Here is a 22,333-nt window from a genome sequence, read left to right as displayed (position 1 = left end):
CCTGCGCTCGTAGCCTTCGGAGCATGAGCAGCGCGCGACGCAAGGTCCTGGTCGTGGAGGACGACCCGGTCATCAACCAGGCCGTCTCCGACCGGCTGGAGGCCGAGGGGTACGACGTCGTCCGGGCGTGGGACGGACCGGAGGCCGTGGCCGCGCACGACGTCCACGCGCCCGACGCCGTGGTGCTCGACGTGATGCTGCCGGGGTACGACGGCCACGAGGTCTGCCGGCGGATCCAGGCCCAGCGACCGGTGCCCGTGCTGATGCTGACCGCGCGGGCCGAGGAGGCCGACGTGCTGGTCGGGCTGGGCGTCGGCGCGGACGACTACCTCACCAAGCCGTTCCGGATGCGGGAGCTGGTCGCGCGGGTCGGTGCGCTGCTGCGCCGGGTGGAGCGGGCCGCCGAGCTCGTCGGGCGGCGGGCGCTGGAGCTCGGCGACCTGCGGGTGGACGCGCCCGCCCGGCGGCTGTGGCGGGGTGAGGAGGAGGTGCGGCTGACGCCGACCGAGTTCGACCTGCTGCTGTGCCTCGCGGCGACGCCAGGCGCGGCGGTGTCGCGGGAGCGGCTGCTCGCCGAGGTGTGGGGCTGGGACGGCGCGACCGGCACCCGCACCGTCGACAGCCACGTGAAGGGTCTGCGCGCGAAGGTGGGCGCCGACCTGGTCCGCACCGTCCACGGCGTCGGCTACGCGCTCGACGTCGGGGAGCCCGGATGACCTCCCCCGGCACCGGCGGGCAGCCGCTCGCCCAGCTGACCTCGCTCAAGGTCAAGCTCGGTGTGCTGGTCGCGGTGAGCGTCACGGTCGCGGCCGTGGTGGCCTCGCTCGGCCGCGCCGCGGGCGTTCCGGCGTGGCTGAGCGTCCCGGTCACGATCCTGCTCGCCCTCGCCGTCACCCAGCTCCTCGCGGTCGGGATGACCTCGCCCCTGCGCCAGATGACGGCGGCGGCCCGGCGGATGGCCCGCGGCGACTACGACGTCCGGGTCACCGACACCTCGAGCGACGAGGTCGGCGAGCTGGCCCGGGCCTTCAACCGGATGGCCCGCGACCTCGCCACGGTCGACCGGCAGCGGCGCGAGCTCGTCGCCAACGTCAGCCACGAGCTCCGGACCCCGCTCGCGGGCCTGTGCGCGGTGCTGGAGAACGTCGTCGACGGCGTCGCGCCCCGCGACCCGGACAGCCTCGCCGCCGCGCTCGCCCAGGCCGAGCGGATGAGCGGGCTGGTGGAGGACCTGCTCGACCTCGCCCGGGTCGACGCCGGCAAGGCGCCGCTCGCCCCGGAGCCCGTCGACCTCGGCGCCCTGCTCGAGGCCGCGGTCGCCGAGGCACGGACCCTCGGCCGGCAGGTCGAGTTCGCTCTCGAGGTCGATCCCGACGACCTCGTCGTACGCGCCGATCCCGCCCGGCTGCTGCAGCTGGTCGCCAACCTGCTCGACAACGCCTCCCGGCACAGCCCGGCGGGAGGCACCGTCGCGCTGAACGCCTCGCGGACCGGTGAGCGCTACCTGCTGGAGGTCGCCGACCAGGGCCCCGGCATCGCACCCGCCGACCGCGAGCGGGTCTTCGAGCCGTTCGGGACCCTCACCGCCACCGACGGCGGGGGAGGGACCGGGCTCGGCCTGGCGATCGCCCGGTGGGTCACCGATCTGCACGGCGGCAGCATCCGCTTCGTCGACCCCGACCCCGACCGCGGCGGCGCGCGGGTCCGGGTCGACCTCCCGCTGTCGCCGCCCGACCGTCCGGGGCTCGACGCCGCCCTGCCCGCGCTCCCGGGGCACCCGTCCGGCCCGAACGGCCCCACCACTGCCGCCACGTCCCCGCCAGAGTCGAGCGCCGAGGCGGGTGGTCCGACCGGCCAGCGCGTCCCGGCCGAGCCCGCTCCGCTCGTGGACGGCGTGCTGGGCGGCTTCTGGCCCGAGCGCGGGGTGCCGGCACGCGTCGGCCTGCTCCTCGCTGCCCTCGGCACCGGGCTGCTGGGCGGGCTGGTGCTGCCTGAGCGCAGCCTGGGGCTCGGGACCTTCCTGGTGCTCCTCGCCGCGGGCGCGGTCGTGCTGACCGCGAGCAAGGACCGCCGCGACCCGTTCACGCTGACCTGCGCGGGCCTGTGCGTCCTGCTCGCCGGGACCTCCGTGCTCCGGGCCGCGGAGTGGATCGTGGTGCTCTGCCTCCTCGCCGGCGCCGCGCTGTGCATCCTCGGCGTCACGCGGGGGCGGACCGTCCCGGGCTTCGTGCTCTCCGCCCTCGCGTGGCCGCTGGCCGGACTGCGTGGGCTTCCCTGGCTGGGGCGCACCCTGACCCGGCTGCCGGGCCTCGGTCACGGGGCCGCGCTCCTCCGCACGCTCGTGTGGTCGGCCCTGCTCCTGGTCGTCTTCGGCGCCCTGGTGGTCTCGTCCGACGCCCTGCTCGCGGAGTGGGCCGGGGCGCTGCTGCCGGACCTGACGGTCGACGTGCTCGTCCTGCGCGCGTTCGTCACCGTCGCGGTGGCCGGCACGGTCCTCGCCGCCGCCTACCTCGCCCTCAACCCCCCGCGCGTCGACCGCGCCGGCCCGCCCCCGCGGCCGGTCGCCAACCGCTACGAGTGGCTGGCCCCGGTGCTCGTGGTGGTCGCGGTCTTCGGTGCGTTCCTCGCGGCGCAGGCCACGGTGGTCTTCGGCGGTCACGACTACCTGCGTCGTACGACGGGACTCACCTACGCCGACTACGTCCACCAGGGCTTCGGGCAGCTGACGGTGGCCACCGCGCTCACCCTGCTGGTGATCTGGGCCGCCGCGCGCAAGGCGCCGCGCGCGACCCCGCAGGACCGCCTGTGGCTGCGGGCGTCGCTCGGCCTGCTGTGCGCCGAGACGCTCGTCGTCGTCGCGTCGGCGCTCTACCGGATGCACGTCTACCAGGAGGCCTACGGCTTCACCCGGCTGCGCCTCCTGGTCGACGTGTTCGAGGGCTGGCTCGGCCTGCTGGTGCTCGCCTTGATGGCGAGCGGAGTGGCGCTGCGCGCCTCGTGGGTGCCGCGGTTCGCCGTGGTCACCGGGGCGGTGGGGCTGCTCGGGCTCGCCGCGATCAACCCGGACGCCTGGATCGCCGAGCGCAACCTCGACCGCTACGCGGCGACCGGGAAGGTGGACTGGCACTACCTCCGCGACCTGTCCGACGACGCCGTGCCCGTGCTCGCCGACCTGCCACCCGAGGAGCGGCAGTGCGCGCTCGCCGGCCGGGAGGCGGACGACGACGACTGGCTGGAGTGGAACCTCGGCCGGGCCCGCGCCGACGCCGCGGTGGCAGGCCCGGTGCCCAGCACGGACGACCTGCGCGACCTCGCGCGGCGATGCCTCGCGCTCAGCGGATCGGCGCAGCCCAGCGCCGGAGGTGACCGGCGATGATCACCGTCCAGTCCCTGACCAAGGCGTACGGCGCCGTGCGGGCCGTCGACGACCTCACCTTCGACGTGGCGCCCGGCAAGGTGACCGGCTTCCTCGGCCCCAACGGCGCCGGCAAGTCCACCACGATGCGGATGGTGATGGGGCTCGACCGCCCGACGGCGGGCACGGCGCTGGTCAACGGTCGTCGCTACCGGACGCTCGGCGCGCCGCTGCACGAGGTGGGCGCTCTGCTGGAGGCCGGTGCGATGCACGCGGGACGCACCGGTCGCGCCCACCTGAGGATCGGCGCCCGGACCAACGGGATCCCCCTGCGGCGGGTCGACGAGGTGCTCGAGCAGGTCGGTCTCACGGCGGCGGCGAGGCGGCGGATCAAGGGGTACTCGCTCGGGATGCGGCAGCGGCTCGGCATCGCGGCCGCGCTGCTCGGCGATCCCGGCGTCCTGCTCTTCGACGAGCCGGTCAACGGCCTGGACCTCGACGGGGTCCGCTGGATCCGCGGCCTCCTGCGCGGCTTCGTCGACGAGGGCCGGACGGTGCTGGTGTCCAGCCACCTGATGAGCGAGATGCAGCTGGTCGCCGACCACGTGCTGGTCATCGGCCGCGGGCGGCTGATCGCCGACGCCCCGATCGACGAGGTGCTGCGCGGCCTCGGCGGGCAGCGGGTGCGGCTCCGGAGCCCGCGGGCCGAGGAGCTGGCGCGAGCGTTGGCTCCCCGCGCAGCAGCGGTCGACCGGACCGGACCGGACGAGGTCGAGGTGGAGGGCCTCGCTGCCGACCAGGTCGGCGACGTCGCTCACCGGCTCGGCGTGCCCCTCCATCACCTCGCGGAGGTGCAACAGTCGCTCGAGCACGCCTACCTCCGGCTCACCGAGGACAGCGTGGACCACCACGGCACCCAGCAGGCACCCGCCGCAGCGGGCGGTGGGCGATGAGCAGCGACGCAGCCGCCACCACGGTGGTGGGCCGGGCCGCGCGGGCGGAGTGGAGCCGGATCTGGAGCGTCCGCTCGAGCTGGGCCCTGCTGCTGGCCGTGGCGACCGTCGTACTCGGCCTGTCGACGGTCCTCGGGCTCGACGCGCGGGACCTCCCGGTGGGTGAGCGCCCCGACAAGGGTGCCTGGGTGGGCGGTCAGGTGACCGGGATGCTCGCCATGTTCCTCATCCTGGCGCTGGCGGCCGTGACCGCGGCGGCCGACCACGGCACCGGCGGCATCGTGCCGACGCTGCAGTGGACGCCGCGGCGAGGAGCCCTGCTGGCGGCCCGCGCCGGCGTGGTGGTCGTGACCACGACGCTGCTGGGCCTGCTGCTGGTGGTCCTCGGCTGCGTGCTGATCAGCCTGCTGGCGCCCTCGCTCGGGCTCCCCGCCGAGACGGGGCTGCGCGTCGTCGGTCGGCTCGGCTTCGTCTATCTCACCGGCACCGCGTTGGCCGTCGGCCTGGGCCTGCTCCTGCGCAGCACGGCGGGCGCGCTGGTCGGCGTGATCGCCTTGATGCTGGTGCTCCCCCTCGTGATCGCCCAGTTCCCCTACGAGTGGGCGCAGCTGATCGCGGACCTGCTGCCCGGCCGCGGCGCGGTCACGCTGATCTTCGAGGAGGACGTGATGACGCTGGCCGAGGCGCGGGCGACGCTGGCCGGGTGGGCGGTGGCCGGGCTCGCGGCGGGCGGCTGGCGGGTGCTCCGCACCGACGCCGACCGCTGACCGCGCGCCGGCCAACCGGGCCCGCGCCAGGATCGGGGAGTGACCGAGTACCCCCAGCTCCTGCACACCGTCCTGGACACCACCGACGCGCGCGGCCTCGCGGAGTTCTACCGCCGGCTGCTCGGGCTCCACTACCGCGCGGGCGACGAGCCGCCGATCGACGCGGACCGGTCCCCCGTCGCCGACGACCCCGACTGGCTGGTGCTGGTCGACGGTCGCGACCGGCGCAAGCTCGCCTTCCAGCGGGTCGAGCGGCTCGAGCGGCCCACCTGGCCGGACCCCGCGGTGCCCCAGCAGCTGCACCTGGACCTGACGGTCGGCAGCTTCGCCGAGCTGCAGCGCCACCGCGACCGCGCCGAGCAGCTCGGCGCCACCGTGGTCCTGGACCGCACCGACGACGAGGCCGAGCCGCTCTACGTGCTCGTCGACCCCGCCGGCCACCCGTTCTGCATCTTCGTCGCCTGATCCGGCCGGGTCAGCCCTGCGGCGGGCAGAGGCAGAACGGGTGGCCGTCCGGATCGAGCATCACCCGCCAGTGACCGGTCTGGACCTCGGCCTCCCTCGCGCCGAGCGACACCGCGTGCCGCACCGCCTCGTCGAGGTCGCTGACCCGGAAGTCCAGGTGGAACTGCTGCGGGTGCTCCTGGCCCGGCCACTGCGGTGGCGAGTAGTCCGCCACGGTCTGGAAGTTGAGGCTCGCGCCGCCGACCGTCGCCGCGGCATAGCCGTACTCCGGGTACTCCCCGGTGATCTCGCCGCCGGTGAGATCGGCGTAGAAGCGCGCCAGCCGGCCGGCGTCCGGACAGTCCAGGCAGATCGCGATGAGCTCGGTCACGGGTGTGGTGGTCATGCCCCTCACCATCCCAGGACGGCTGTCGGCGGCTCTTGCAAGAATCCGACAGGTGACGTGGTCGATCGACCCCCTCGACGTGGAGGAGCCGGCCCACCTGCGCGACGCGGCCGGCTTCAGCCCGTCGTTGCGGCGCTACGCCGCCCCGCCCGAGCTGGCCGACGTCGTACGCCGGTTCTGGGTGCCGGTGTGGTCGCTGCCGCCCGGGTCGGTGTCGGTCCAGCGGGTCCTGCAGTACCCCGTGTGCCAGCTCGTCGTGGGCTCCCGGACGGCCGAGCTCGTCGGCCCCCACAGCGGCCTGGCCACCGAGGAGCTCAGCGGCGCCGGGTGGGTGGTCGGAGCGATGCTCCAGCCCGCCGCGGGCGCGCCGCTCGCCGGGGGATCCCTGACCGCGACCGGCCTGACCGACCGTCGCCGCGACCTGCGGTCGGTGACGGCCCTCGACGCCGGTGCGCTGATCGACGACGTCCGCGCGGTGATGACGCCGGACCCGGGCGATCCCGGCCGGCAGCAGGAGGCGTGCCGGCTGCTCTGCACGGCCCTCGCCGCGCTGCTGCCGATCGACGACGAGGGGCGGCTGGTCAACGCCGTGGTGCAGTACGTCGAGGGCGACCCGGAGGTGCGGCGGGTCGGCCAGGTGTGCGAGAAGTTCGGGATCACCGAGCGCAGCCTCCAGCGGCTGACCGCCCGCCGGGTCGGGCTCCCGCCGAAGTGGCTGATCCAGCGACGGCGCCTGCACGACGCGGCCGAGCGGCTCCGGGCAGGCGACCGCCTGCAGATCGCCCGGGTGGCGGCCGACCTCGGCTACGCCGACCAGGCCCACTTCACCCGCGACTTCCGGGCGGTCACCGGCCTGACCCCCGGTGCGTTCGCGGCCGAGCCGCGCGACGGCGGCTCAGGCGTGGGCGAGTGAGAGCTTGACCGCGAAGGCGAGGAAGACCGCGCCCACCGCCGAGGTCGCGCCGGCGGCCAGCCCACGGCGCCGCCCGAAGGCGTCCGCCAGCCGGGTCCCGCCGAAGATCAGGGCGCTCAGGTAGGCGACGCTGCCCGCCTGCAGGAAGGCCCCGAGCACCAGGAACGACAGCGCCGGGTGGGCGTAGCCGGGGTCGACGAACTGCACGAAGAAGGCGACGAAGAACAGGATCGCCTTGGGGTTCAGCAGGCTGATCACCAGCGCTCGGCGGAACGGCCGCTCGCCGGCCACGGGGGCGACCACCCCGCCGCCCTCGGCCGGCAGCCGGCGCCGGCGCCACATCGCCCAGGCCCCGCGCAGCATCCCGACGGCCAGCCAGCCGAGATAGCCGGCGCCGACGTACTTCACGACGGCGAACGCCACCTCGTTGGCCTGCAGCAGCGACGCGACGCCGGCGGCCGACAGCACCATCAGCACGGTGTCGCCGGCCCACACGCCGGCGGCGGCGGCGTAGCCGCTGCCCGCACCGCGCCGGGCCGCGACCGAGATGACGTAGAGCGAGTTGGGGCCGGGCAGCAGCACGATCAGCACCATCCCCACGAGATACGTCGACAGGTCGGTGATGCCCAGCACGGGCGAATCCTCCCACGCGGCGGCGCCGGGCACTTGATCGAGGATCGGTGGCCGTTCGGGGCCCGGTGGCGCGGTCGACAGCGCAGGGTCAGCGGCGCAGGTGGCGTCGCGCCGCGAGGCCCACCGCCTCGGTCAGCCGCGCGAGGACGGGTGAGTCCAGCCGCCATCGCTGCCAGTGGAGGGGGACGTCGACGTGGCCGCGGCCCGGGAGCCGTTCGAGGAGGCCGGCCTCGAGGTCGGGCCGCAGCTGCGGCTCCGGCACGGCCGCCCAGCCGAGACCGCGGCGCACCGCCTCGTGGAAGTCGGCCGACGTCGGCACCTGGTGGAGCACGGCCGGCCGGGCGCACCCGTGACGCTCGAGGACGACGTCCTGCAACCGGTCCTTGTCGTTGAACACGACGACCGGCATCCGGCCCCACTCCATCGAGCGGCCGCGCCGCCAGCGCTCGACGAACGCCGGCGCCGCGGCCGGCACGTAGCGCAGCACGCCGAGCGGCTCCACCGAGCAGCCCTGCACCGGGGCCGGGTCGTCGGTGACGGCCGCGAGGACGTCGCCGCTGCGAAGGAGCTCGGCCGAGTGCGCCTGGTCCTCCACGTGCAGCCGGAGGCCGATCCCGTCCCACCTGGCCGCGTCGCTCAGGACGTCGTGGAACCAGGTCGCCAGCGAGTCCGCGTTGACGGCCACCGCGAGGGAGACGGGTAGGCCGTCCCCCGCGAGCTCGCGCGCGGCCTCGTCCTGGAGCAGCTCGGTCTGGCGGGCGAGCCGCAGCAGGGTGCGTCCGGCATCGGTCGGCCGGCACGGCGTCGTACGGCGGACGAGAACCCGGCCCGCAGCGGACTCCAGGGCACGGATCCGCTGGCTGACGGCACTCGGCGTCACGTGCAGCCGGCGCGCGGCCGCCTCGAACGTCCCGGCGTCGCAGACGGCCGCCAGGGCGGCCAGCTGGGTCGGCGGCACGCCGGCGAGGGTCATGAAGCTAGTCTAATGATCGCTAAGGAACATTCGCTAGAGTGATCGACGGTCGCGGCCTAGCGTCGCGGCGTGCCCCTCGTCGCCCCTGCCCTCGCCGGGCTGTTCACCGGACTGTCGCTGATCGTCGCCATCGGCGCTCAGAACGCCTTCGTCCTGCGCGAGGGGTTGGCCCGGCGACACGTGGGCGCCGTGGTCGCCGTCTGCGCTGTCGCCGATGCCCTGCTGATCGCCGCGGGAGTGGCGGGGCTGGGCGCCTTCGTCGTCCGTGCGCCGGCGGCGGTCGAGGTGGTGCGCTGGCTGGGGGTGGCCTTCCTCGCCGGCTACGGGGTGCGCTCGCTGCTCGAGGCGCGGCGGCCCGGTGCGCTGGAGGCCGCTGACGGTGCCGACGGGGTTGACGGTGCCGACGGGGCCGGGGGAGCACACGGCGGCCGGCAGGCGGCGGTCGTGACCGCGCTGGCACTGACCTTCCTGAACCCGCACGTGTACCTCGACACCGTGCTCCTCCTCGGCTCGGTGGCGCACCACCATGCCGACGGTCGCTGGTGGTTCGCGGGCGGGGCGATGGCGGCGAGCGTGCTGTGGTTCAGCGTGCTCGGCTTCGGCGCCGGCCGGTGCCGTCGGATCCTCGGCAGTCCCCGAGCCTGGCAGGTGCTCGACGTGCTGATCGGGCTGGTGATGCTCGCCGTCGCGGCCCGGCTGGCGCTGTCTCCGTTGCCCGGCCCCGGGTGAGGTAGTCGGGGACCGTGGTGGGCGGCCCTACCGTGGGGGCCATGGCCCTCGGGACCTACCAGGCGCTGTGCATCGACGCGACCGACGTGCGCCGGCTCGGCGCGTTCTGGGCCGCGGTCCTCGGGCTGGATCTGGAGGTGCTCGACCGCGACGACCGGGTCCTCGCCCGGCTGACCGGTCCGACGCCGCAGCACACGGTCTGGATCAACGGCGTGCCGGAGCCGGTGACGGTCAAGCAGCGGATGCATCTCGACGTGCACGCCCGGGCGGTGGCCGACGTGCTCGGCGTCGGCGCCCGGCCGGTCGACCTCCACAGCTTCCCGTGGCAGCTGGTCCGCGACCCGGAGGGCGGTGAGCTGTGCGTCTTCGAGCGCGACCGGCCGCCGGACGACCGTCTGCTCGAGGTGGTCGTCGACTGTCCTCCCGGCGAGCACCACGCGCTCGCCACCTGGTGGGCCGACGTGCTCGGCGGCACGGTCGAGCGCGACGCCGACGACCGGTTCGCCTGGGTCTCCGACATCCCCGGCGCCCCGTTCGAGGCCCTGGTCACCCAGCCGGTGCCGGAGCCGAAGACCGTCAAGAACCGGATCCACCTCGACATCACCACCGACAGCGTGCCGGCATTGACCGGCCGAGGCGCCCGGGTGCTGCGCGCGCCGGACGGCGACGTGCACTGGACGGTGCTGGCCGACCCGGTCGGCAACGAGTTCTGCGCCTTCGCCGCCGACCCTGCCGGCCCTGCCGGCCCTGCCGACCCTGCCGACCCTGCCGGCCCCGACGGCGCCGGCACGACGGGCGCCTGAGCCGGGACACGCCCGGGCTGCGCGGCGCCGGTCTGACTGGTCGAGCCGTCGGGTACCGCCTAGGGAGCACCACCCGAGAGTCCCGACCCGAGGGAGGCACCATGACCAGCACCCGCATCGCCATCATCCTGGGCAGCACCCGGCCCAACCGCAACGGCGCGGCGGTCGCCGACTGGGTCGCCAAGCAGGCGAGCAGCCGGCCGGCGTCGTACGACCTGATCGACCTGCGCGACCACCCGCTGCCGATGCTCGACGAGCCGATCCCGCCCTCGATGGGCGACTACCAGCACGACCACACCAAGCAGTGGGCCGAGACCATCGGCCAGTACGACGGCTACGTCTTCGTGACGCCGGAGTACAACCACTCCACCTCCGCGGTGCTGAAGAACGCCCTCGACTACCTCTACGCGGAGTGGAACGACAAGGCGTGCGCCTTCGTCGGCTACGGGTCGCTCGGCGGCGCCCGGGCCATCGAGCACCTGCGCGCCATGGCCAGCGAGCTGCAGATGGCCCACGTGCGGCAGCAGGTGTCGTTCACCTTCGTCAACGACTTCGAGAACTACTCCGAGTTCACGCCGGCATCGGTCCACGGCGACGAGGCGCAGACCATGTTCGACCAGCTCGAGAGCTGGGCCGGCGCACTCCGGAGCGTGCGCACCGGCGGCTGACCGGGCCCGGCCGGGCTGCCTTGCTGACTGGGCTGCCTGACCCGACTGGGGTGGCCGGGAAGCCGCCCCCACCGACACGGAGGGCCGGGCGGGAGGATCCCGTCCGGCCCTCTGACGTGCCCGGTCAACGGCCGAAGAAGTCCCGCAGGTCCGCGACGACGGCCGCCGGCACCTCCATCGCCGCGTAGTGGCCGCCCTCGGGGTGCTCCGACCAGTGCTCGATGCGCGCGTTGTCGCGCTCCGCGAGGGCCCGGATCGTCTGGAAGTCGTCCTTGAAGACCGCGACCCCGATCCGCCCGGTGCTCACCTCGGGCGGGGCGCCGGCGTGCTGCTCCTCGTAGTGGTAGCGCACGGCGCCGGCCGCGGTGTTGGTCAGCCAGTACAGACTGACCTGCGCGAGCACCTGCTCGGGGGAGACCCGGCTGGTGCCGTTGCCGAAGCTCTCGAAGAGCTCGTTGTAGGCCAGCTGGCCGACCGGGGAGTCGGCGAGGGCCGCCGCCACGGTCTGCGGCCGGGTGCCGTTCATGGCGTTGTAGCCGCCGACCGACTGGAACCACTGCAGGTGCGCGAGGGCGGCGTACTCCTCCTCGCCGAAGCCGGCCGTCTCGTCGGGGTCGCCGGAGGGGAAGGAGAACAGCTGGAGCACGTGCGCGCCGAGGAAGCCCTCGGGGTCGAGCACGGCCAGCTCGCGCCCCACCATGGCGCCGAGGTCGCTGCCGTGCACGCCGTACGACGGGTAGCCGAGCCCGCGCATCAGCCGGTCCCAGGCACGGGCGACCCGGCCGACGGTCCACCCGCCGTCGGCGACCGGGGTGGAGAACCCGAAGCCCGGCATCGAGGGGATCACCAGGTGGAAGGCGTCCTCGCGGCGGCCGCCGTGCGCCTCGGGGTCGGTGAGCGGCCCGATCATGTCGACGAAGTCGAGGAACGACCCGGGGTAGCTGTGGGCGAGCAGCAGCGGGGTCGCTTCCGCCACCGCCGAGCGGACGTGCAGGAAGTGCACCCGCTGGCCGTCGAGCTCGGTGACGAACCCGTCGTACCGGTTGACGGTCTCCTCGACCTGGCGCCAGTCGAAGGCCTGCCACCGCTCGACCATGGCACGCAGGTAGTGCTGCGGCGTGCCGTAGTCCCAGGCGTCGCCGGGTGCCGGCTCGGCGAACCGGGTGCGGTCGAGCCGCGCCCGCAGGTCGTCGAGGTCCTCCTGGGGCAGCTCGACCCGGAAGGGCGTGACCCGGAGCGGGGCGGAGTGGGGGTCGGGGGTCGTGGTCATCGGGTCGGTCATCGCACTGCCTCTCGGTCGGTGGCCCGGGCGGGCCGGTCGAGAACGACGCTAGGTAGCAATGCGGCACGGTTCGTTCCTCTACTCTGGGATTCGTGCAAGAGACCTCGGCGCGGCTGCTGGCCCTGCTCGGGCTGCTCCAGTCGCGGCCCGGCTGGGCGGGCGCCGAGCTCGCCGCCGAGCTTGGCGTGACGGTCCGGACGGTGCGCAACGACGTGACCCGGCTGCGGGCGCTCGGCTATCCCGTCGACGCGCTCCGCGGCCCGGCGGGTGGCTACCGCCTGGGGGTGGGTGCCAAGCTGCCGCCGCTGCTGCTCGACGATGAGGAGGCGGTGGCCGTGGCCGTCGGGCTGCAGGCCGGGGCCGGGGTAGCCGGCTTCGCGGAGAGCTCCCACCGGGCCCTCGCCAAGCTCGAGCACGTCCTGCCGGAGCGGCTCCGGCGCCAGCTCGCGACCTTCCGCGAGACGACCAGCACCGGTCCCGCGAACACCGCCTCCAACGTCGAGGACCCCGAGGTCCCGCCCGCGGTGCTGACGGCGGTCACCGCCGCGATCCGCGACCGCGAGGGGCTGCGCGCCCACTACCGCGACGAGCCCGTCGAGGTGCAGCCCTACCACCTGGTCGCGTGGCAGCGGCGGTGGTACGTCGTCGGCCGCGACGCGAGCAGCGGCGCGTGGGCGCCGTACCGCCTCGACTGGCTGGTGCTCCGCACTCCGGGCGGACGGAGGTTCGCCGCCGAGCCGATGCCGTTCGACCACACCGAGTTCGTCGTGCGCGAGGTGGCCCGGACCGGCTGGGCGGTCCACGCCCGGCTGGTGATCGCCGCGCCGGCCGAGGAGGTGCTGCGCCGGATCAACCCGGCCGTCGGCACGGTCGAGCCGCGGCCCGACGGCACCAGCGTGCTCGTCACCGGGGGCGACAGCCTGGAGATGGTCGCGGTGTGGATCGGCATGCTCGGCCTGGACTTCACCGTGGAGCGTCCGTCCGCGCTGGTCGGCCACCTCCATGAGCTCGCCGAGCGCTACGCCCGTGCGGTCGCCGGGTCGGTGACAGCGGGCGGCTGAGCCGGTGTCCGTGGTGGGTGCCAGGCTGGCCCGGTGACCGGGTCGGAGATCGCCTTCCGTGGCACCGTCGTGGAGTGGCGCGGGCCGGCGCCGTACTTCTTCCTGACGGTGCCGCTCGAGGAGAGCGCCGAGATCAAGGAGGCCGCGCGCGGCCTGGAGTACTGGGGGCAGGTGGCGGTGGTCGTCCGGATCGGGGACACGACGTTCAGCACCGCGCTCTTCCCCAAGGACGGCGGCTACCTGCTGCCGCTCAAGGTCGCCGTCCGCCGGGTCGAGGGCATCGACGCCGGCGAGGAGCTCGACGCGGTGCTCACGCTGGCGCCGCGGCGGCCGTGAGCCGAGCGGGCCCGGGTCAGCGGCCGGGGCGCTCGCGGAGCGCGACCGGCTCGCCGAGGTACGACGTCAGGGTCGCGCGTACGCGGTCGTCGATCTGCCACGCCGACTGAGCCCGGCCGTCCCACAGCACCAGGGAGGTCTCGGCGCACAGTGCCGGCTCGTGGTCGGGCGCGACGCGCAGCTCGTAGCTGACGGCGAACGAGGACCGGCCGACGTGGCCGACCCACATCCGCACCAGGAACGGCTGGTAGGCGACGAACCGCATCTCCGCCTGGTAGTCCACCCGCTGCGAGCCGACGAGCTCCACGACGCCCGACGGCACGTCGCGCAGCAGGCCCGTGCCGCCGGCGCCGGCCGGGAGCGAAGCGAACCGGAAGAAGAGCAGCCGGGCCTCGTCGAGGACGCGCAGCGCCTCCACGTTGTCGACGTGCCCGCCGAGGTTGATGTCGCGCAGCCGCGCCTGGATCTCGCACTCGAAGACCTCGCCCACCCGCGCATCCTCGCAGCGCGACCGCCCGGACAGCCGCGCGGCGGGGAACAAGCCACCGGTGGGCGTGGTTCGGGCCACATGGACATCCTCGCGTGGATCCTGACCGGCGTGCTGGCGGCGGCGATGCTCGTCGCGGGCCTGACCAAGGCTCTCGTCGACCGCGAGAAGCTGCTCGAGAACCCGGCCATGCTGTGGTCGGCCGACTTCGCGGCCGGGCAGGTCAAGGCCATCGGCGTGCTCGAGGTGGTCGGCGCCGCGGGCCTGGTGCTGCCGTGGCTGCTCGACATCGCTCCGGTGCTGAGCCCCGTCGCGGCCGTCGGCCTCGCGCTGATCCTGGCGGGCGCCGTGGTGGTGCACCTGCGTCGCGGCGAGAAGCAGGCCGTGGTGGTGCCGGCTGCTCTCCTCGTGCTGGCGGTGGCCGTGGCAGTCTTGCGGTTCAGCCAGCTCTGAGGAGGCAGCCGATGGCACGGCAGTACGACGAGATCGGTGCGGACGAGTTCGCGCGGGCGGACGGCGTCGAGGACTGGCGGGTGCTCGGCGTCCACGCCCACGCGGTGTTCCGGACCGGCTCCTTCGCCGCCGGTGTGGCGCTGGTCGACCGGATCGGCCCGCTGGCCGACGCCGCCGACCACCACCCCGACGTGCTGCTCACCTACCCGACGGTGGCGGTGCGCCTCACGACGCACGCGACGTCGTCGCTGACGACCGCGGACGTCGACCTCGCCCGGCAGATCTCCGCCGCCGCGCGCGACGCCGGCGTGCCGGCCGACCCGGGTGCGGTCCGCGCCTGGGTCGACGGCTGACGAAGGCGAGCCTTCGCCCCGGCGGGTCGCCCCGCCGTCGTACGCCGGGAGTCGTGTAGCACAATCGCCAGTCCTGGCGCGGGTTCTGAGCACCGCGCGCAGTGCGGAGACCATGCGCGACGAAGGGCGGCAGCCATGGAGGACACCGGCGGCACCGGCGGCAACCGTTCCGGCACCGACGGCGTGCCCGAGGCCGTGGAGGTGCCCTACGAGCGGTTCGGTGTGAACTGGGTGCGGCGGGTGCTCAACCTCGAGCGGGTGCTGCGCACCGTCGACCAGGTGCTGGGCGACCAGCTGGTGCTCGGCCCGATCGGCGCCGGGCCGGGCCGGGCCTTCGCCAGCGTGAGCATCGTGGGCACCTACCACCCGACGACCGGCGCGGAGGTCCCCGGACGGCCGCTGCTGACCTACGCCGTGGACCTGCCCATCAGCGTGACCTTCGACCTCGACGTGCCGCTGGACACGCTGACCTTCAACGCCGAGGTCGTGGTCCCGCTGACGATCGTGGTGCACACCGAGGAGCCGGTGCGGCTGCGGCTGGAGATCGGCGTGCCGACCGAGGAGCAGATCGGGCTGCAGCTGAGCGCCGACACCCGCCGGGGCGCGGTGCTGCAGAAGGTGGCGGGCCTGGAGGCCGAGCTGCGCCGGTTCCTGATCAGGGTGCTCCGGACGGAGCTGGCGAAGCCCTACGTCCGGCGTGCCACCTCGCTGGACATGGAACGGCTCATCGACGCCGCCTGGCCGGCGATCAGCGCCCAGTTCCTGCCCGCCGGGCCCGCCGACCGGCAGGTGTGAGGCGTCAGCTCGCCGCCGACGCCGCCGATGCGTCGCGCGCCGGTCGCGGCCGCTCCGCAGCCGGGTGGCCGTCGTACGCCGGTCGGTGGGTGACCCGCGGGAAGCGGAACAACCGGTTGACCTGCTCCAGCTCGGCCACCAGCCGGCCGCAGCCGCTGCAGCCGGTCAGGTGGGCGGCGGTCCTGGCGGTGCCGCGGGCGCCGAGGCCCGCACGGACGTAGCGGCTCAGCCGCTGCCGCACCCAGGCGCACTCGCTGCTGGCCGCCGGGTGCTGGCCGACCCGGTGGTCGAGGTAGGCGGTGCGCAGCCCCTCGCGCGCGCGGTAGGCCAGCGAGGACACGGCGGCCGGGCTGAGCGCCGTGCGTGCGGCGACCTCGGCGATGCCGAGCTCCTCCACCTCCAGCAGCCGCAGCACCCGCTGCCACGGGGCGGGCAGCGTCGCGAGCGCCGCGACCGCCACCGCGTCGAGCTCGCCGAGCTGGCCGGTCCCGCCGGGGCCGTCGAGGCCGTCGAGCGACGGCTCGACGGGTGCGACGGCGCCGTCGAGGAGCCACGGCTGGTCCGAGACCGGCTCCTCGCGGCCACCGCGGCGCTGCAGGTCGCGGTGCCGGTTGCGGATCGTGGTGAACAGGTAGCCGTGGAAGCTCGACGTCGGTCCCCCGCCGGCGGCGAACCGCGCCACGATGCGAGCGAAGGCGTCCGCCAGCAGGTCCTCGGCGCCGTCCGGGCCCGCGAGCAGCTGCGCGAGCCGCAGGGCCGCCTCCCGGTGGCGCGCGTAGAGGGCGGCGACCGCGGTGCGGTCACCGGCGCGGGCCCGCGCCAGCAGGACGGCCTCGTCCGGCTCGACAGCCTCGTCGGCCGGGTCGGTCGCGTCGAGAGCGGCTGGCAGCATCGGGTTTCCCATCGGAAGCAGGTCGCCACCAGCGCATCCCCCCGAGCGCACGACTGATCGCAGCTCGAGCGTAGGTCGGCGTCCGGAGGTCGCGCGGCCAACCGGGATTTCTTTACTCGCGACCCGCTGTCCTCCGTCATGGGCGCCGCCCTCGCTGCGTCCTGTATGCGTAGGGCCTCTGTGCCCGGTCGCCGGGGTGCTCCCGCTCCCGACCCGCGACCGCGGCGCCGACGCCCCACAGGTTGACCGGCTCGGTCTCGGGACGAGTCACACCCGAACGGGTCGCTGGGGCGACCCCTGACACCGAGAGGCTCCCTCGGAATGAGACGAACACTGATCACGCTCGCGAGCGTGTTGCTCACGTGCACGGGGCTGGCCGTCGTGCTGACGGCCTCCCCTGCACAGGCCGACAACCACCAGATCACCATCTGCCATGCTGCCGGACAGGCCGGCACCGACCAGTTCGTGACGCTGACGATCAGCGAGAACGCGGTCTACGGCCCTGGCGGCCACTTCAACGAGAACGGCACACCGCGGGCCGGCCACGAGCAGGACTACCTCGGCGCCTGCACGGCCGAGGCGCCGCCGGAGCAGTGCCCGGAGGGGCAGGTCGGAACCCCACCGAACTGTCAGGCGCCGGCTGCCGAGATGGTGACCGTGTGTCATCTCCTCGGCAACGGGTCGTATCAGGAACTCACGTTCGCGGCCGAGGCCCTGCCGGCCCATCTCGGCCACGGTGACATCCACCCCGTGCCGGTCAACGGCTGCCCGCCGCCGCCGGCCGAGTGCCCGGACGGCGACCTCAACGGCGACGCGCCGGGCTGCGGAACCCCGCCGCCGCCGCCGGCTGAGTGCCCGGACGGTGACCTCAACGGCGACGAGCCGGGCTGCGGCACCGTCGGTGGCGTCGTGGACCCGAACCCCGACACCGGTCCCGACGGTGACGTCGGCGGCGTGGTGACCACCACCGAGGTCGAGCACCGGTTCCGGTGCGGCGCGGCGATCCGGATCGAGCGGGTCTACGAGAACGGCGAGCTGGCCGACGTCGACCGGACGGTGACGCCCACCGGCGAGAACTGCTCGCCGGCGGAGAAGCGGATCCCCGCCGCCGTCTGGGAGCGTGAGCACGTCGAGGAGACGGGCCTCTAGCCGACCGCCGACCATCGCACCACCCGTGGCGGGGCGCCCCCACTTCGTCCCGCCACGGGCACGGGTCCCTCGCGACAGGGAGTTCGGGAGCAGCGAGGGGCCCCGGCACCCGGTCCGGGCCGGGCGCCCGTCCCGTCCTGGCGTGCGCACGCCGGGCGGGGCGGGCGGCTCGCCGGCGTCCCTACCCGGACAGCAGCTCGCGCACGCGGGGGGCGACCCGGGTGCCGTACAGCTCGATGCAGCGCAGCAGGTGGGAGTGCGGCAGCGGCCCGTTGCTGTACTTCAGGTCGAACCGCTGCACGCCCAGGGTCCGCACGGTGCTGGCGATCTTCTGCGCGACCGTCTCCGGCGAACCGACGAACAGGGCGCCGTGCTCGATCTCGGCGTCGTACTGCGCCCGGGTGACCGGTCCCCAGCCGCGTTCGCGACCGATCCGGTCGCGGTTGGCCTTGAAGTGCGGGTAGAGGAGCTCGCGGGCCTCCTCGTCGGTGTCCGCGACGAACCCGGGGGAGTGGACGCCGATCGGCAGCGCCGGCTGTCCGAGCTCGTCGAGAGCACGGCGGTAGAGGTCGGTGTACGGCGCGAACCGGGCCGGCTCCCCGCCGATGATCGCCAGCATCAGCGGGAACCCGTAGCGGGCGGTGCGCAACACGGACTCCGGTGACCCGCCGACCCCGATCCAGGTCGGCACCGAGCCGCGCTCGGTCCTGGGGAAGAGCTCGACGTCGTGGAGCGGCGCGCGGAGCCGGCCCTGGTCCCAGCTCACCCGCCCCTCGCCCTGCAGCGCGGCCCAGAGGTCGAGCTTCTCGGCGAAGAGCTGGTCGTAGTCGGCGAGGTCGTAGCCGAAGAGCGGGAAGGACTCGGTGAACGAGCCGCGGCCGAGGGTCACCTCGGCCCGGCCGCCCGAGAGGGCGTCGAGCGTCGCGAACCGCTCGTAGACGCGGACCGGGTCGTCGGAGCTGAGCACCGTGACCGCGGTGCCGAGCAGGATCCGCTCGGTGCGGGCCGCGACGGCGGCGAGCACCAGGTCGGGGGCCGAGACGGCGAAGTCGTCGCGGTGGTGCTCGCCCACGCCGATGGCGTCGACCCCGACCTGGTCGGCGAGCACGGCCTCGGCCACCACGTTGCGCACCACCTGGTGGTGCGGCAGCCGGACGCCGGAGTCGGCGTCGACGGTGACGTCACCGAAGGTGTCGAGGCCGAGCTGGATCCCGACGGGCGCGGCCGGGCCGCCCACCGGGAGGTCAGGCACCGGGCTGGTCGCCGGGCTGCTCCGCGGCGTCGCCGGACTGGGCGAGGGCCGCGTCGACGTCGAAGTCGCGGACCGCGGAGATCACCTGGGCGAGCGCGGGGGCGGGCAGCGCGCCGGCCTGGGAGAACACGAGCGCACCCTTCTTGAACGCCATCAGCGTCGGGATCGAGCTCACCTGCGCCGCCGCAGCGAGCTGCTGCTCCTCCTCGGTGTTCACCGAGCCGAAGACGAGGTCGCCGTGCTCCTCCGACGCCGCCTCGTAGACGGGCGCGAAGCTGCGGCAGGGGCCGCACCAGGAGGCCCAGAAGTCCACGAAGACGATGTCGTTGTCGAGGACGGTCTGCTCGAAGTTGCCTGCGGTCAGGTCGATCGTGGCCATAGGGGGTTCAACGCGTCAGGACCGCCGGTATTCCGGCTCAGCGCCGCATCAGGTTCAGGTCCGCGGGGCCGTTGATGCCGGGGACCGAGGCCCGGTCGTCGTACTGCCAGAGGTGCCACTCCCGCCGCGGTGGGCGGTCACCGAGCCGGCGCACCCACTGCGGGTAGGCCGACAGCGCGCGAGCGAACGAGTAGCGCTCCTCGAGCTCGGGATAGAGGTAGACGACCGGCCTGGTGCCGAAGCGCTCCTCGACGGCATCGAGGAACGAGCGGACCTCGGCGAGCAGGGCCGCCCGGTCCGGCGGCGTGGCGCAGCTGCCCGCCAGCTCGAGGTCGATCGCCGGCGGCAGGCCGCGCCGGCCGGCGTTGTCGCCGAGCACCGCGATGAAGTGTGCCGCCTGCGCGGCGCCGTCCGAGCAGAGCTGGAAGTAGTGGTAGCCGCCGACCCGGATGCCCTCGCGCAGCGCCGCGCGCCGGTTCTCGGCGAAGCGCGGATCGGTGAACCCGGTGCCCTCGGTCGCCTTGAGGTAGGCGAACGCGATGCCGTGGCGGGCCACCCGTCGCCAGTCGATCGCGCCCTGGTGGTGGGAGGCGTCGATCCCCCGCAGCGGCCCGGTGGTCGGGTCCGCGGTCGGGCCGGTGGTGGGGTCCGTCGAGCGGGACGGGCGGGGCGCTCGTGAGACCGGCGGACCGGTGGCCGGACCGCTCGCCCCGCTCTCCTCCCCGGTCGCCGACCGCGGAGGCGTGGAGGTCGACGCGGGCACGCCGTCCTTCGGAGTGCCGTCGCCACCGCAGCCCGACACCGCCCCGGCGGCGACCAGGACGACCACGGCGACGAGAGCAGGCACGGAGGTGCGCACCCACCCAGCCAACCACCCCAGCTGACCACGGCGGAGCGCTGGGCAGCGGGCGACCGCCCTTCCGCCACGAGCAGAAGTCCCTACCGCGCGGTGCCCGGAGCCGCTGGGATGGCGCCATGAGACTCCTGGTCCTGGGCGGCACCGTCTTCCTGTCCCGTGAGGTCGCGGCCGAGGCGCTGCGCCGCGGCCACACCGTGGTCTGCGCGTGCCGCGGCGAGTCCGGCACCGTCCCCGAGGGCGCGACCCTCGTCCGTTGGGACCGGGACGAGGCCGTGCCGGAACCACTCGCGACGGACCGCTTCGACGCGGTCGTCGACGTGGCGCGGAGACCGTCGCACGTCCGCAGGGCGCTCGCCGCGCTCCCGGACGCGCGCTGGGTGTTCGTCTCCACGATCAGCGTCTACGCCGACGACGCCGACCCGGGCGGACCCGGCGTCGGGCGGCTGCACCGGCCGGTCGCCGAGGACGTCGACCTCGCCCGCTCGCCGGAGGCCTACGGGCCGATGAAGGTCGGCTGCGAGCAGCTGGTGCAGGAGCAGGCCGCGACGGCCGTCGTCGTCCGCCCCGGACTGATCGTCGGTCCCGGCGACCCGACCGGGCGGTTCGCCTACTGGGCGCGCCGGCTCGGCCGGGGCGGGGCGGTGCTCGCGCCGGGCCGCCCCGACGACGTGGTCCAGGTGATCGACGTGCGCGACCTGGCGGCGTGGGTGGTGACGCTCGCCGAGCAGGGTCCGGACGCGCAGCACGGCGGAGGCGCCGATCCGGTGTACGACGCCGTCGGGGCGCCGCTGACGTTCGCGGAGCTGCTGGGGGCCTGCGCCCCGGACGCCGAGCTGGTGTGGGTCGACCAGCAGTTCCTGAAGGCCCACGGGGTGCAGCCGTGGTCGGGTCCGGAGAGCATCCCGCTCTGGCTCCCCCGGCCGGCGTACGACGGCATGCTGGCCCACGACGCCGCGCCCGCGCACCGGGCCGGCCTGCGCACCCGTCCGGTGGGTGCGTCGTGCGCGGACACCCGCGCGTGGCTGGACGAGGATCCGGCGGCTCCGGTCACCGGCATCAGCGCCGAGCGCGAGCAGGAGCTGCTGGCCGACTGGCGCGCCCGCTGAGCTCAGCCGAACGGTCGCTCGGCGGCGACGGGCGCCGTCGCCACGGCGACCAGCGGCAGCAGCCCGGCCAGCGCGAAGGCGGCGCCGTACCCCCACGCGGTGATCGCGACGCCGGCGACCGGCGGCACCGCGGCGGCCACGACGTACTGCGTGGTGTTCTGCACGCCCAGGGCGCGCCCTGACCAGTGCGGCCCCGCTCGCTCCGCGACGGCGGTGTAGGCCAGGCCGTTGTCGGCGACGGTGACGGTCGAGCCGACCACCAGGAGCAGCACCGCGACGGCGGCGGCGACGGCGCCGGGCAGCGCGGCGGCCGCCCCGAGGGCCAGCATCGTGGCCGCGGCCGACCACGCGATCCAGCGCATCGGCCGGACCCGGCTGGCGACGGCGTCGGAGAGGTGGCCGGCCGCGATCCGCCCGGCCGCCCCGAGCAGCTGGGTCAGCGCCACGACCAGTCCGGCGAGACCGGCCGCCCACCCGAGGTCGTCGACCAGCCAGGTGAGCCCGAACGTCCACACCACGAACTGCGGCACGACCAGGATCGCCGACGTCAGGTGCACCCGGAGGAGGAAGCCGTCGGTGCGGTAGGGGCTGGCGGTGGCGCCGAGCTCGGCCGCGGGCGGGCGCGGCGGGTCCGCCAGCACCGCCGCCACCAGGGCCAGCGCGGCGGCGGCCAGCCCGGTCGGCACCCACAGCGCGGCGTGCACGTCGCGGCCGTCGGCGATCACCGCCATGGTGAGCGCACCGACCCCGACGCCGAGCGGCTGGGCGCACTGCCGGACGCCCATCGCCAGCCCACGCCGGTCCGGCGGGAACCAGCCGACGACCACCCGGCCGGACGCCGCGTTGGTGGCACCCGAGGCGGCGCCGGCGACCAGCAGCGCCGCCGCGAGCGTCCAGACCCCGTCGAGCACCGCCGCCGCCGCGCCGGCCGCGGCCACCGTGGACAGCCCGGCCAGCATCGCGAACCGCTCCCCGCGCCGGTCCACGACGAGGCCCCAGGCGACGAGCGTGCACATCAGGCCGGCCATCGGAGCGGCCGCCACCAGGCCCGCCTCGGCAAGCGACATCCCGGCGTCGTGGTGGAGCGCCGGGATCAGGAACGCCGGGCCGTGCACCATCGCCGCCGACGAGGCCTGCGCCATCGTGCTGACGCCCAGCATCGTCCACCTGCGGGCGTCCGACGGGCGTGCGGCGGGGGGCGCCTCACCCGTGCCGGGGTCGGCGGTCCGGCTCACCACGCGCGCCTCACCGCCGCCTCATGCCGGCCGACCACCCCGGCCGACCG

The 22,333-nt window shown here is 74.9% G+C and carries 26 protein-coding genes; 16 read left to right on the top strand and 10 right to left on the bottom strand.

Annotation, left to right across the window (positions count from 1 at the left end):
* Positions 1–23: 23 nt before the first annotated feature.
* The 5 genes from ACPOLA_RS11680 to ACPOLA_RS11660 are packed head-to-tail and all read left to right on the top strand — an operon-like array spanning position 24 to position 5,540.
* Positions 24–716: a response regulator gene (locus ACPOLA_RS11680; protein WP_435770609.1), complete on the top strand. Its 693-nt coding sequence runs from the start codon at positions 24–26 to the stop codon at positions 714–716.
* A complete protein-coding gene (locus ACPOLA_RS11675; protein WP_435770608.1) occupies positions 713–3,376 on the top strand; it encodes a DUF4153 domain-containing protein in 2,664 nt (887 codons plus the stop codon). Before ACPOLA_RS11680 ends, ACPOLA_RS11675 begins: the two co-directional genes overlap by 4 nt.
* On the top strand, positions 3,373–4,308 hold the full coding sequence (locus tag ACPOLA_RS11670) for an ABC transporter ATP-binding protein (protein ID WP_435770607.1): 936 nt from the start codon (positions 3,373–3,375) through the stop codon (positions 4,306–4,308). Before ACPOLA_RS11675 ends, ACPOLA_RS11670 begins: the two co-directional genes overlap by 4 nt.
* Positions 4,305–5,075, top strand: coding sequence for a hypothetical protein (locus ACPOLA_RS11665; RefSeq protein ID WP_435770606.1), 771 nt, complete (start codon positions 4,305–4,307; stop codon positions 5,073–5,075). Before ACPOLA_RS11670 ends, ACPOLA_RS11665 begins: the two co-directional genes overlap by 4 nt.
* Before the next feature lie 39 nt (positions 5,076–5,114).
* The gene (locus tag ACPOLA_RS11660) at positions 5,115–5,540 is read left to right on the top strand and encodes a VOC family protein (RefSeq protein WP_435770605.1); all 426 of its coding nucleotides are present in this window, start codon (positions 5,115–5,117) and stop codon (positions 5,538–5,540) included.
* Positions 5,541–5,550: 10 nt separating this feature from the next.
* Here ACPOLA_RS11660 and ACPOLA_RS11655 read toward each other — a convergent pair whose 3' ends face one another.
* A complete protein-coding gene (locus ACPOLA_RS11655) occupies positions 5,551–5,925 on the bottom strand; it encodes a VOC family protein (protein WP_435770604.1) in 375 nt (124 codons plus the stop codon).
* A gap of 52 nt (positions 5,926–5,977) precedes the next feature.
* On the opposite strand from ACPOLA_RS11655, the gene ACPOLA_RS11650 reads away from it, so the two are divergent.
* A complete protein-coding gene (locus tag ACPOLA_RS11650) occupies positions 5,978–6,838 on the top strand; it encodes a helix-turn-helix domain-containing protein (protein ID WP_435770603.1) in 861 nt (286 codons plus the stop codon).
* Here ACPOLA_RS11650 and leuE read toward each other — a convergent pair.
* A complete protein-coding gene (gene leuE, locus ACPOLA_RS11645) occupies positions 6,821–7,471 on the bottom strand; it encodes a leucine efflux protein LeuE (protein WP_435770602.1) in 651 nt (216 codons plus the stop codon). The genes ACPOLA_RS11650 and leuE overlap by 18 nt on opposite strands.
* An 88-nt stretch (positions 7,472–7,559) precedes the next feature.
* Positions 7,560–8,444 carry a LysR family transcriptional regulator ArgP gene (locus tag ACPOLA_RS11640; protein ID WP_435770601.1) on the bottom strand — a complete coding sequence of 295 codons (885 nt, stop codon included), beginning with the start codon at positions 8,442–8,444 and terminating at the stop codon, positions 7,560–7,562.
* Between the two features lie 69 nt (positions 8,445–8,513).
* Between ACPOLA_RS11640 and ACPOLA_RS11635 the strand changes: the two genes are divergently transcribed.
* The 3 genes from ACPOLA_RS11635 to ACPOLA_RS11625 all read left to right on the top strand — a co-directional run bounded on the left by ACPOLA_RS11635 (position 8,514) and on the right by ACPOLA_RS11625 (position 10,644).
* Entirely contained in the window at positions 8,514–9,173 is a 660-nt protein-coding gene (locus ACPOLA_RS11635) for a LysE/ArgO family amino acid transporter (protein WP_435770600.1), read from the top strand.
* Positions 9,174–9,214: 41 nt separating this feature from the next.
* Positions 9,215–9,976 (top strand): VOC family protein, encoded by a 762-nt coding sequence (locus ACPOLA_RS11630; protein WP_435770599.1) that lies wholly within the window; start codon positions 9,215–9,217, stop codon positions 9,974–9,976.
* Positions 9,977–10,077: 101 nt separating this feature from the next.
* Positions 10,078–10,644, top strand: coding sequence for an NADPH-dependent FMN reductase (locus tag ACPOLA_RS11625; protein WP_435770598.1), 567 nt, complete (start codon positions 10,078–10,080; stop codon positions 10,642–10,644).
* A gap of 124 nt (positions 10,645–10,768) precedes the next feature.
* Here ACPOLA_RS11625 and ACPOLA_RS11620 read toward each other — a convergent pair whose 3' ends face one another.
* Positions 10,769–11,926 carry an epoxide hydrolase family protein gene (locus ACPOLA_RS11620; RefSeq protein ID WP_435770597.1) on the bottom strand — a complete coding sequence of 386 codons (1,158 nt, stop codon included), beginning with the start codon at positions 11,924–11,926 and terminating at the stop codon, positions 10,769–10,771.
* A gap of 92 nt (positions 11,927–12,018) precedes the next feature.
* On the opposite strand from ACPOLA_RS11620, the gene ACPOLA_RS11615 reads away from it, so the two are divergent.
* A complete protein-coding gene (locus tag ACPOLA_RS11615; protein ID WP_435770596.1) occupies positions 12,019–12,987 on the top strand; it encodes a helix-turn-helix transcriptional regulator in 969 nt (322 codons plus the stop codon).
* A gap of 33 nt (positions 12,988–13,020) precedes the next feature.
* On the top strand, positions 13,021–13,323 hold the full coding sequence (locus ACPOLA_RS11610; RefSeq protein WP_435770595.1) for a DUF1905 domain-containing protein: 303 nt from the start codon (positions 13,021–13,023) through the stop codon (positions 13,321–13,323).
* A gap of 16 nt (positions 13,324–13,339) precedes the next feature.
* On the opposite strand, the gene ACPOLA_RS11605 is transcribed toward ACPOLA_RS11610, so the two are convergent.
* Positions 13,340–13,813 (bottom strand): acyl-CoA thioesterase, encoded by a 474-nt coding sequence (locus ACPOLA_RS11605; protein ID WP_435770594.1) that lies wholly within the window; start codon positions 13,811–13,813, stop codon positions 13,340–13,342.
* A gap of 78 nt (positions 13,814–13,891) precedes the next feature.
* Between ACPOLA_RS11605 and ACPOLA_RS11600 the strand changes: the two genes are divergently transcribed.
* The 3 genes from ACPOLA_RS11600 to ACPOLA_RS11590 all read left to right on the top strand — a co-directional run bounded on the left by ACPOLA_RS11600 (position 13,892) and on the right by ACPOLA_RS11590 (position 15,411).
* Positions 13,892–14,263 (top strand): DoxX family protein, encoded by a 372-nt coding sequence (locus ACPOLA_RS11600; protein WP_435770593.1) that lies wholly within the window; start codon positions 13,892–13,894, stop codon positions 14,261–14,263.
* Between the two features lie 11 nt (positions 14,264–14,274).
* The gene (locus ACPOLA_RS11595; protein ID WP_435770592.1) at positions 14,275–14,616 is read left to right on the top strand and encodes a 4a-hydroxytetrahydrobiopterin dehydratase; all 342 of its coding nucleotides are present in this window, start codon (positions 14,275–14,277) and stop codon (positions 14,614–14,616) included.
* 135 nt (positions 14,617–14,751) lie between these two features.
* Positions 14,752–15,411: a hypothetical protein gene (locus tag ACPOLA_RS11590; RefSeq protein WP_435770591.1), complete on the top strand. Its 660-nt coding sequence runs from the start codon at positions 14,752–14,754 to the stop codon at positions 15,409–15,411.
* Positions 15,412–15,415: 4 nt separating this feature from the next.
* On the opposite strand, the gene ACPOLA_RS11585 is transcribed toward ACPOLA_RS11590, so the two are convergent.
* A complete protein-coding gene (locus tag ACPOLA_RS11585; protein WP_435770590.1) occupies positions 15,416–16,303 on the bottom strand; it encodes a sigma-70 family RNA polymerase sigma factor in 888 nt (295 codons plus the stop codon).
* Positions 16,304–16,654: 351 nt separating this feature from the next.
* Here ACPOLA_RS11585 and ACPOLA_RS11580 point away from each other — a divergent pair, with 351 nt between their 5' ends.
* On the top strand, positions 16,655–17,452 hold the full coding sequence (locus ACPOLA_RS11580; RefSeq protein WP_435770589.1) for a hypothetical protein: 798 nt from the start codon (positions 16,655–16,657) through the stop codon (positions 17,450–17,452).
* A 181-nt stretch (positions 17,453–17,633) separates the two neighbouring features.
* Here the strand turns inward: ACPOLA_RS11580 and ACPOLA_RS11575 are convergent, their stop codons facing one another.
* Genes ACPOLA_RS11575 through ACPOLA_RS11565 form a run of 3 tightly spaced genes read right to left on the bottom strand, consistent with a single transcriptional unit; the run spans position 17,634 to position 19,942 of the window.
* The gene (locus ACPOLA_RS11575; protein ID WP_435770588.1) at positions 17,634–18,704 is read right to left on the bottom strand and encodes an LLM class flavin-dependent oxidoreductase; all 1,071 of its coding nucleotides are present in this window, start codon (positions 18,702–18,704) and stop codon (positions 17,634–17,636) included.
* Positions 18,697–19,083: a thioredoxin gene (trxA, locus tag ACPOLA_RS11570; RefSeq protein ID WP_435770587.1), complete on the bottom strand. Its 387-nt coding sequence runs from the start codon at positions 19,081–19,083 to the stop codon at positions 18,697–18,699. The genes ACPOLA_RS11575 and trxA overlap by 8 nt, the downstream gene beginning before the upstream one ends.
* 37 nt (positions 19,084–19,120) lie before the next feature.
* Positions 19,121–19,942 (bottom strand): glycoside hydrolase family 25 protein, encoded by an 822-nt coding sequence (locus ACPOLA_RS11565; protein ID WP_435770586.1) that lies wholly within the window; start codon positions 19,940–19,942, stop codon positions 19,121–19,123.
* A gap of 116 nt (positions 19,943–20,058) precedes the next feature.
* Between ACPOLA_RS11565 and ACPOLA_RS11560 the strand changes: the two genes are divergently transcribed.
* The gene (locus ACPOLA_RS11560) at positions 20,059–21,048 is read left to right on the top strand and encodes an NAD-dependent epimerase/dehydratase family protein (protein WP_435770585.1); all 990 of its coding nucleotides are present in this window, start codon (positions 20,059–20,061) and stop codon (positions 21,046–21,048) included.
* Between the two features lie 2 nt (positions 21,049–21,050).
* Here ACPOLA_RS11560 and ACPOLA_RS11555 read toward each other — a convergent pair whose 3' ends face one another.
* Positions 21,051–22,283: an MFS transporter gene (locus ACPOLA_RS11555; protein WP_435770584.1), complete on the bottom strand. Its 1,233-nt coding sequence runs from the start codon at positions 22,281–22,283 to the stop codon at positions 21,051–21,053.
* Positions 22,284–22,333 lie beyond the last annotated feature (50 nt).

It is taken from the genome of Nocardioides proteolyticus, assembly GCF_051280635.3.
In the GTDB taxonomy this organism is placed as follows: Bacteria; Actinomycetota; Actinomycetes; order Propionibacteriales; family Nocardioidaceae; genus Nocardioides.
This window is presented reverse-complemented; position numbering and strand designations above follow the sequence as displayed.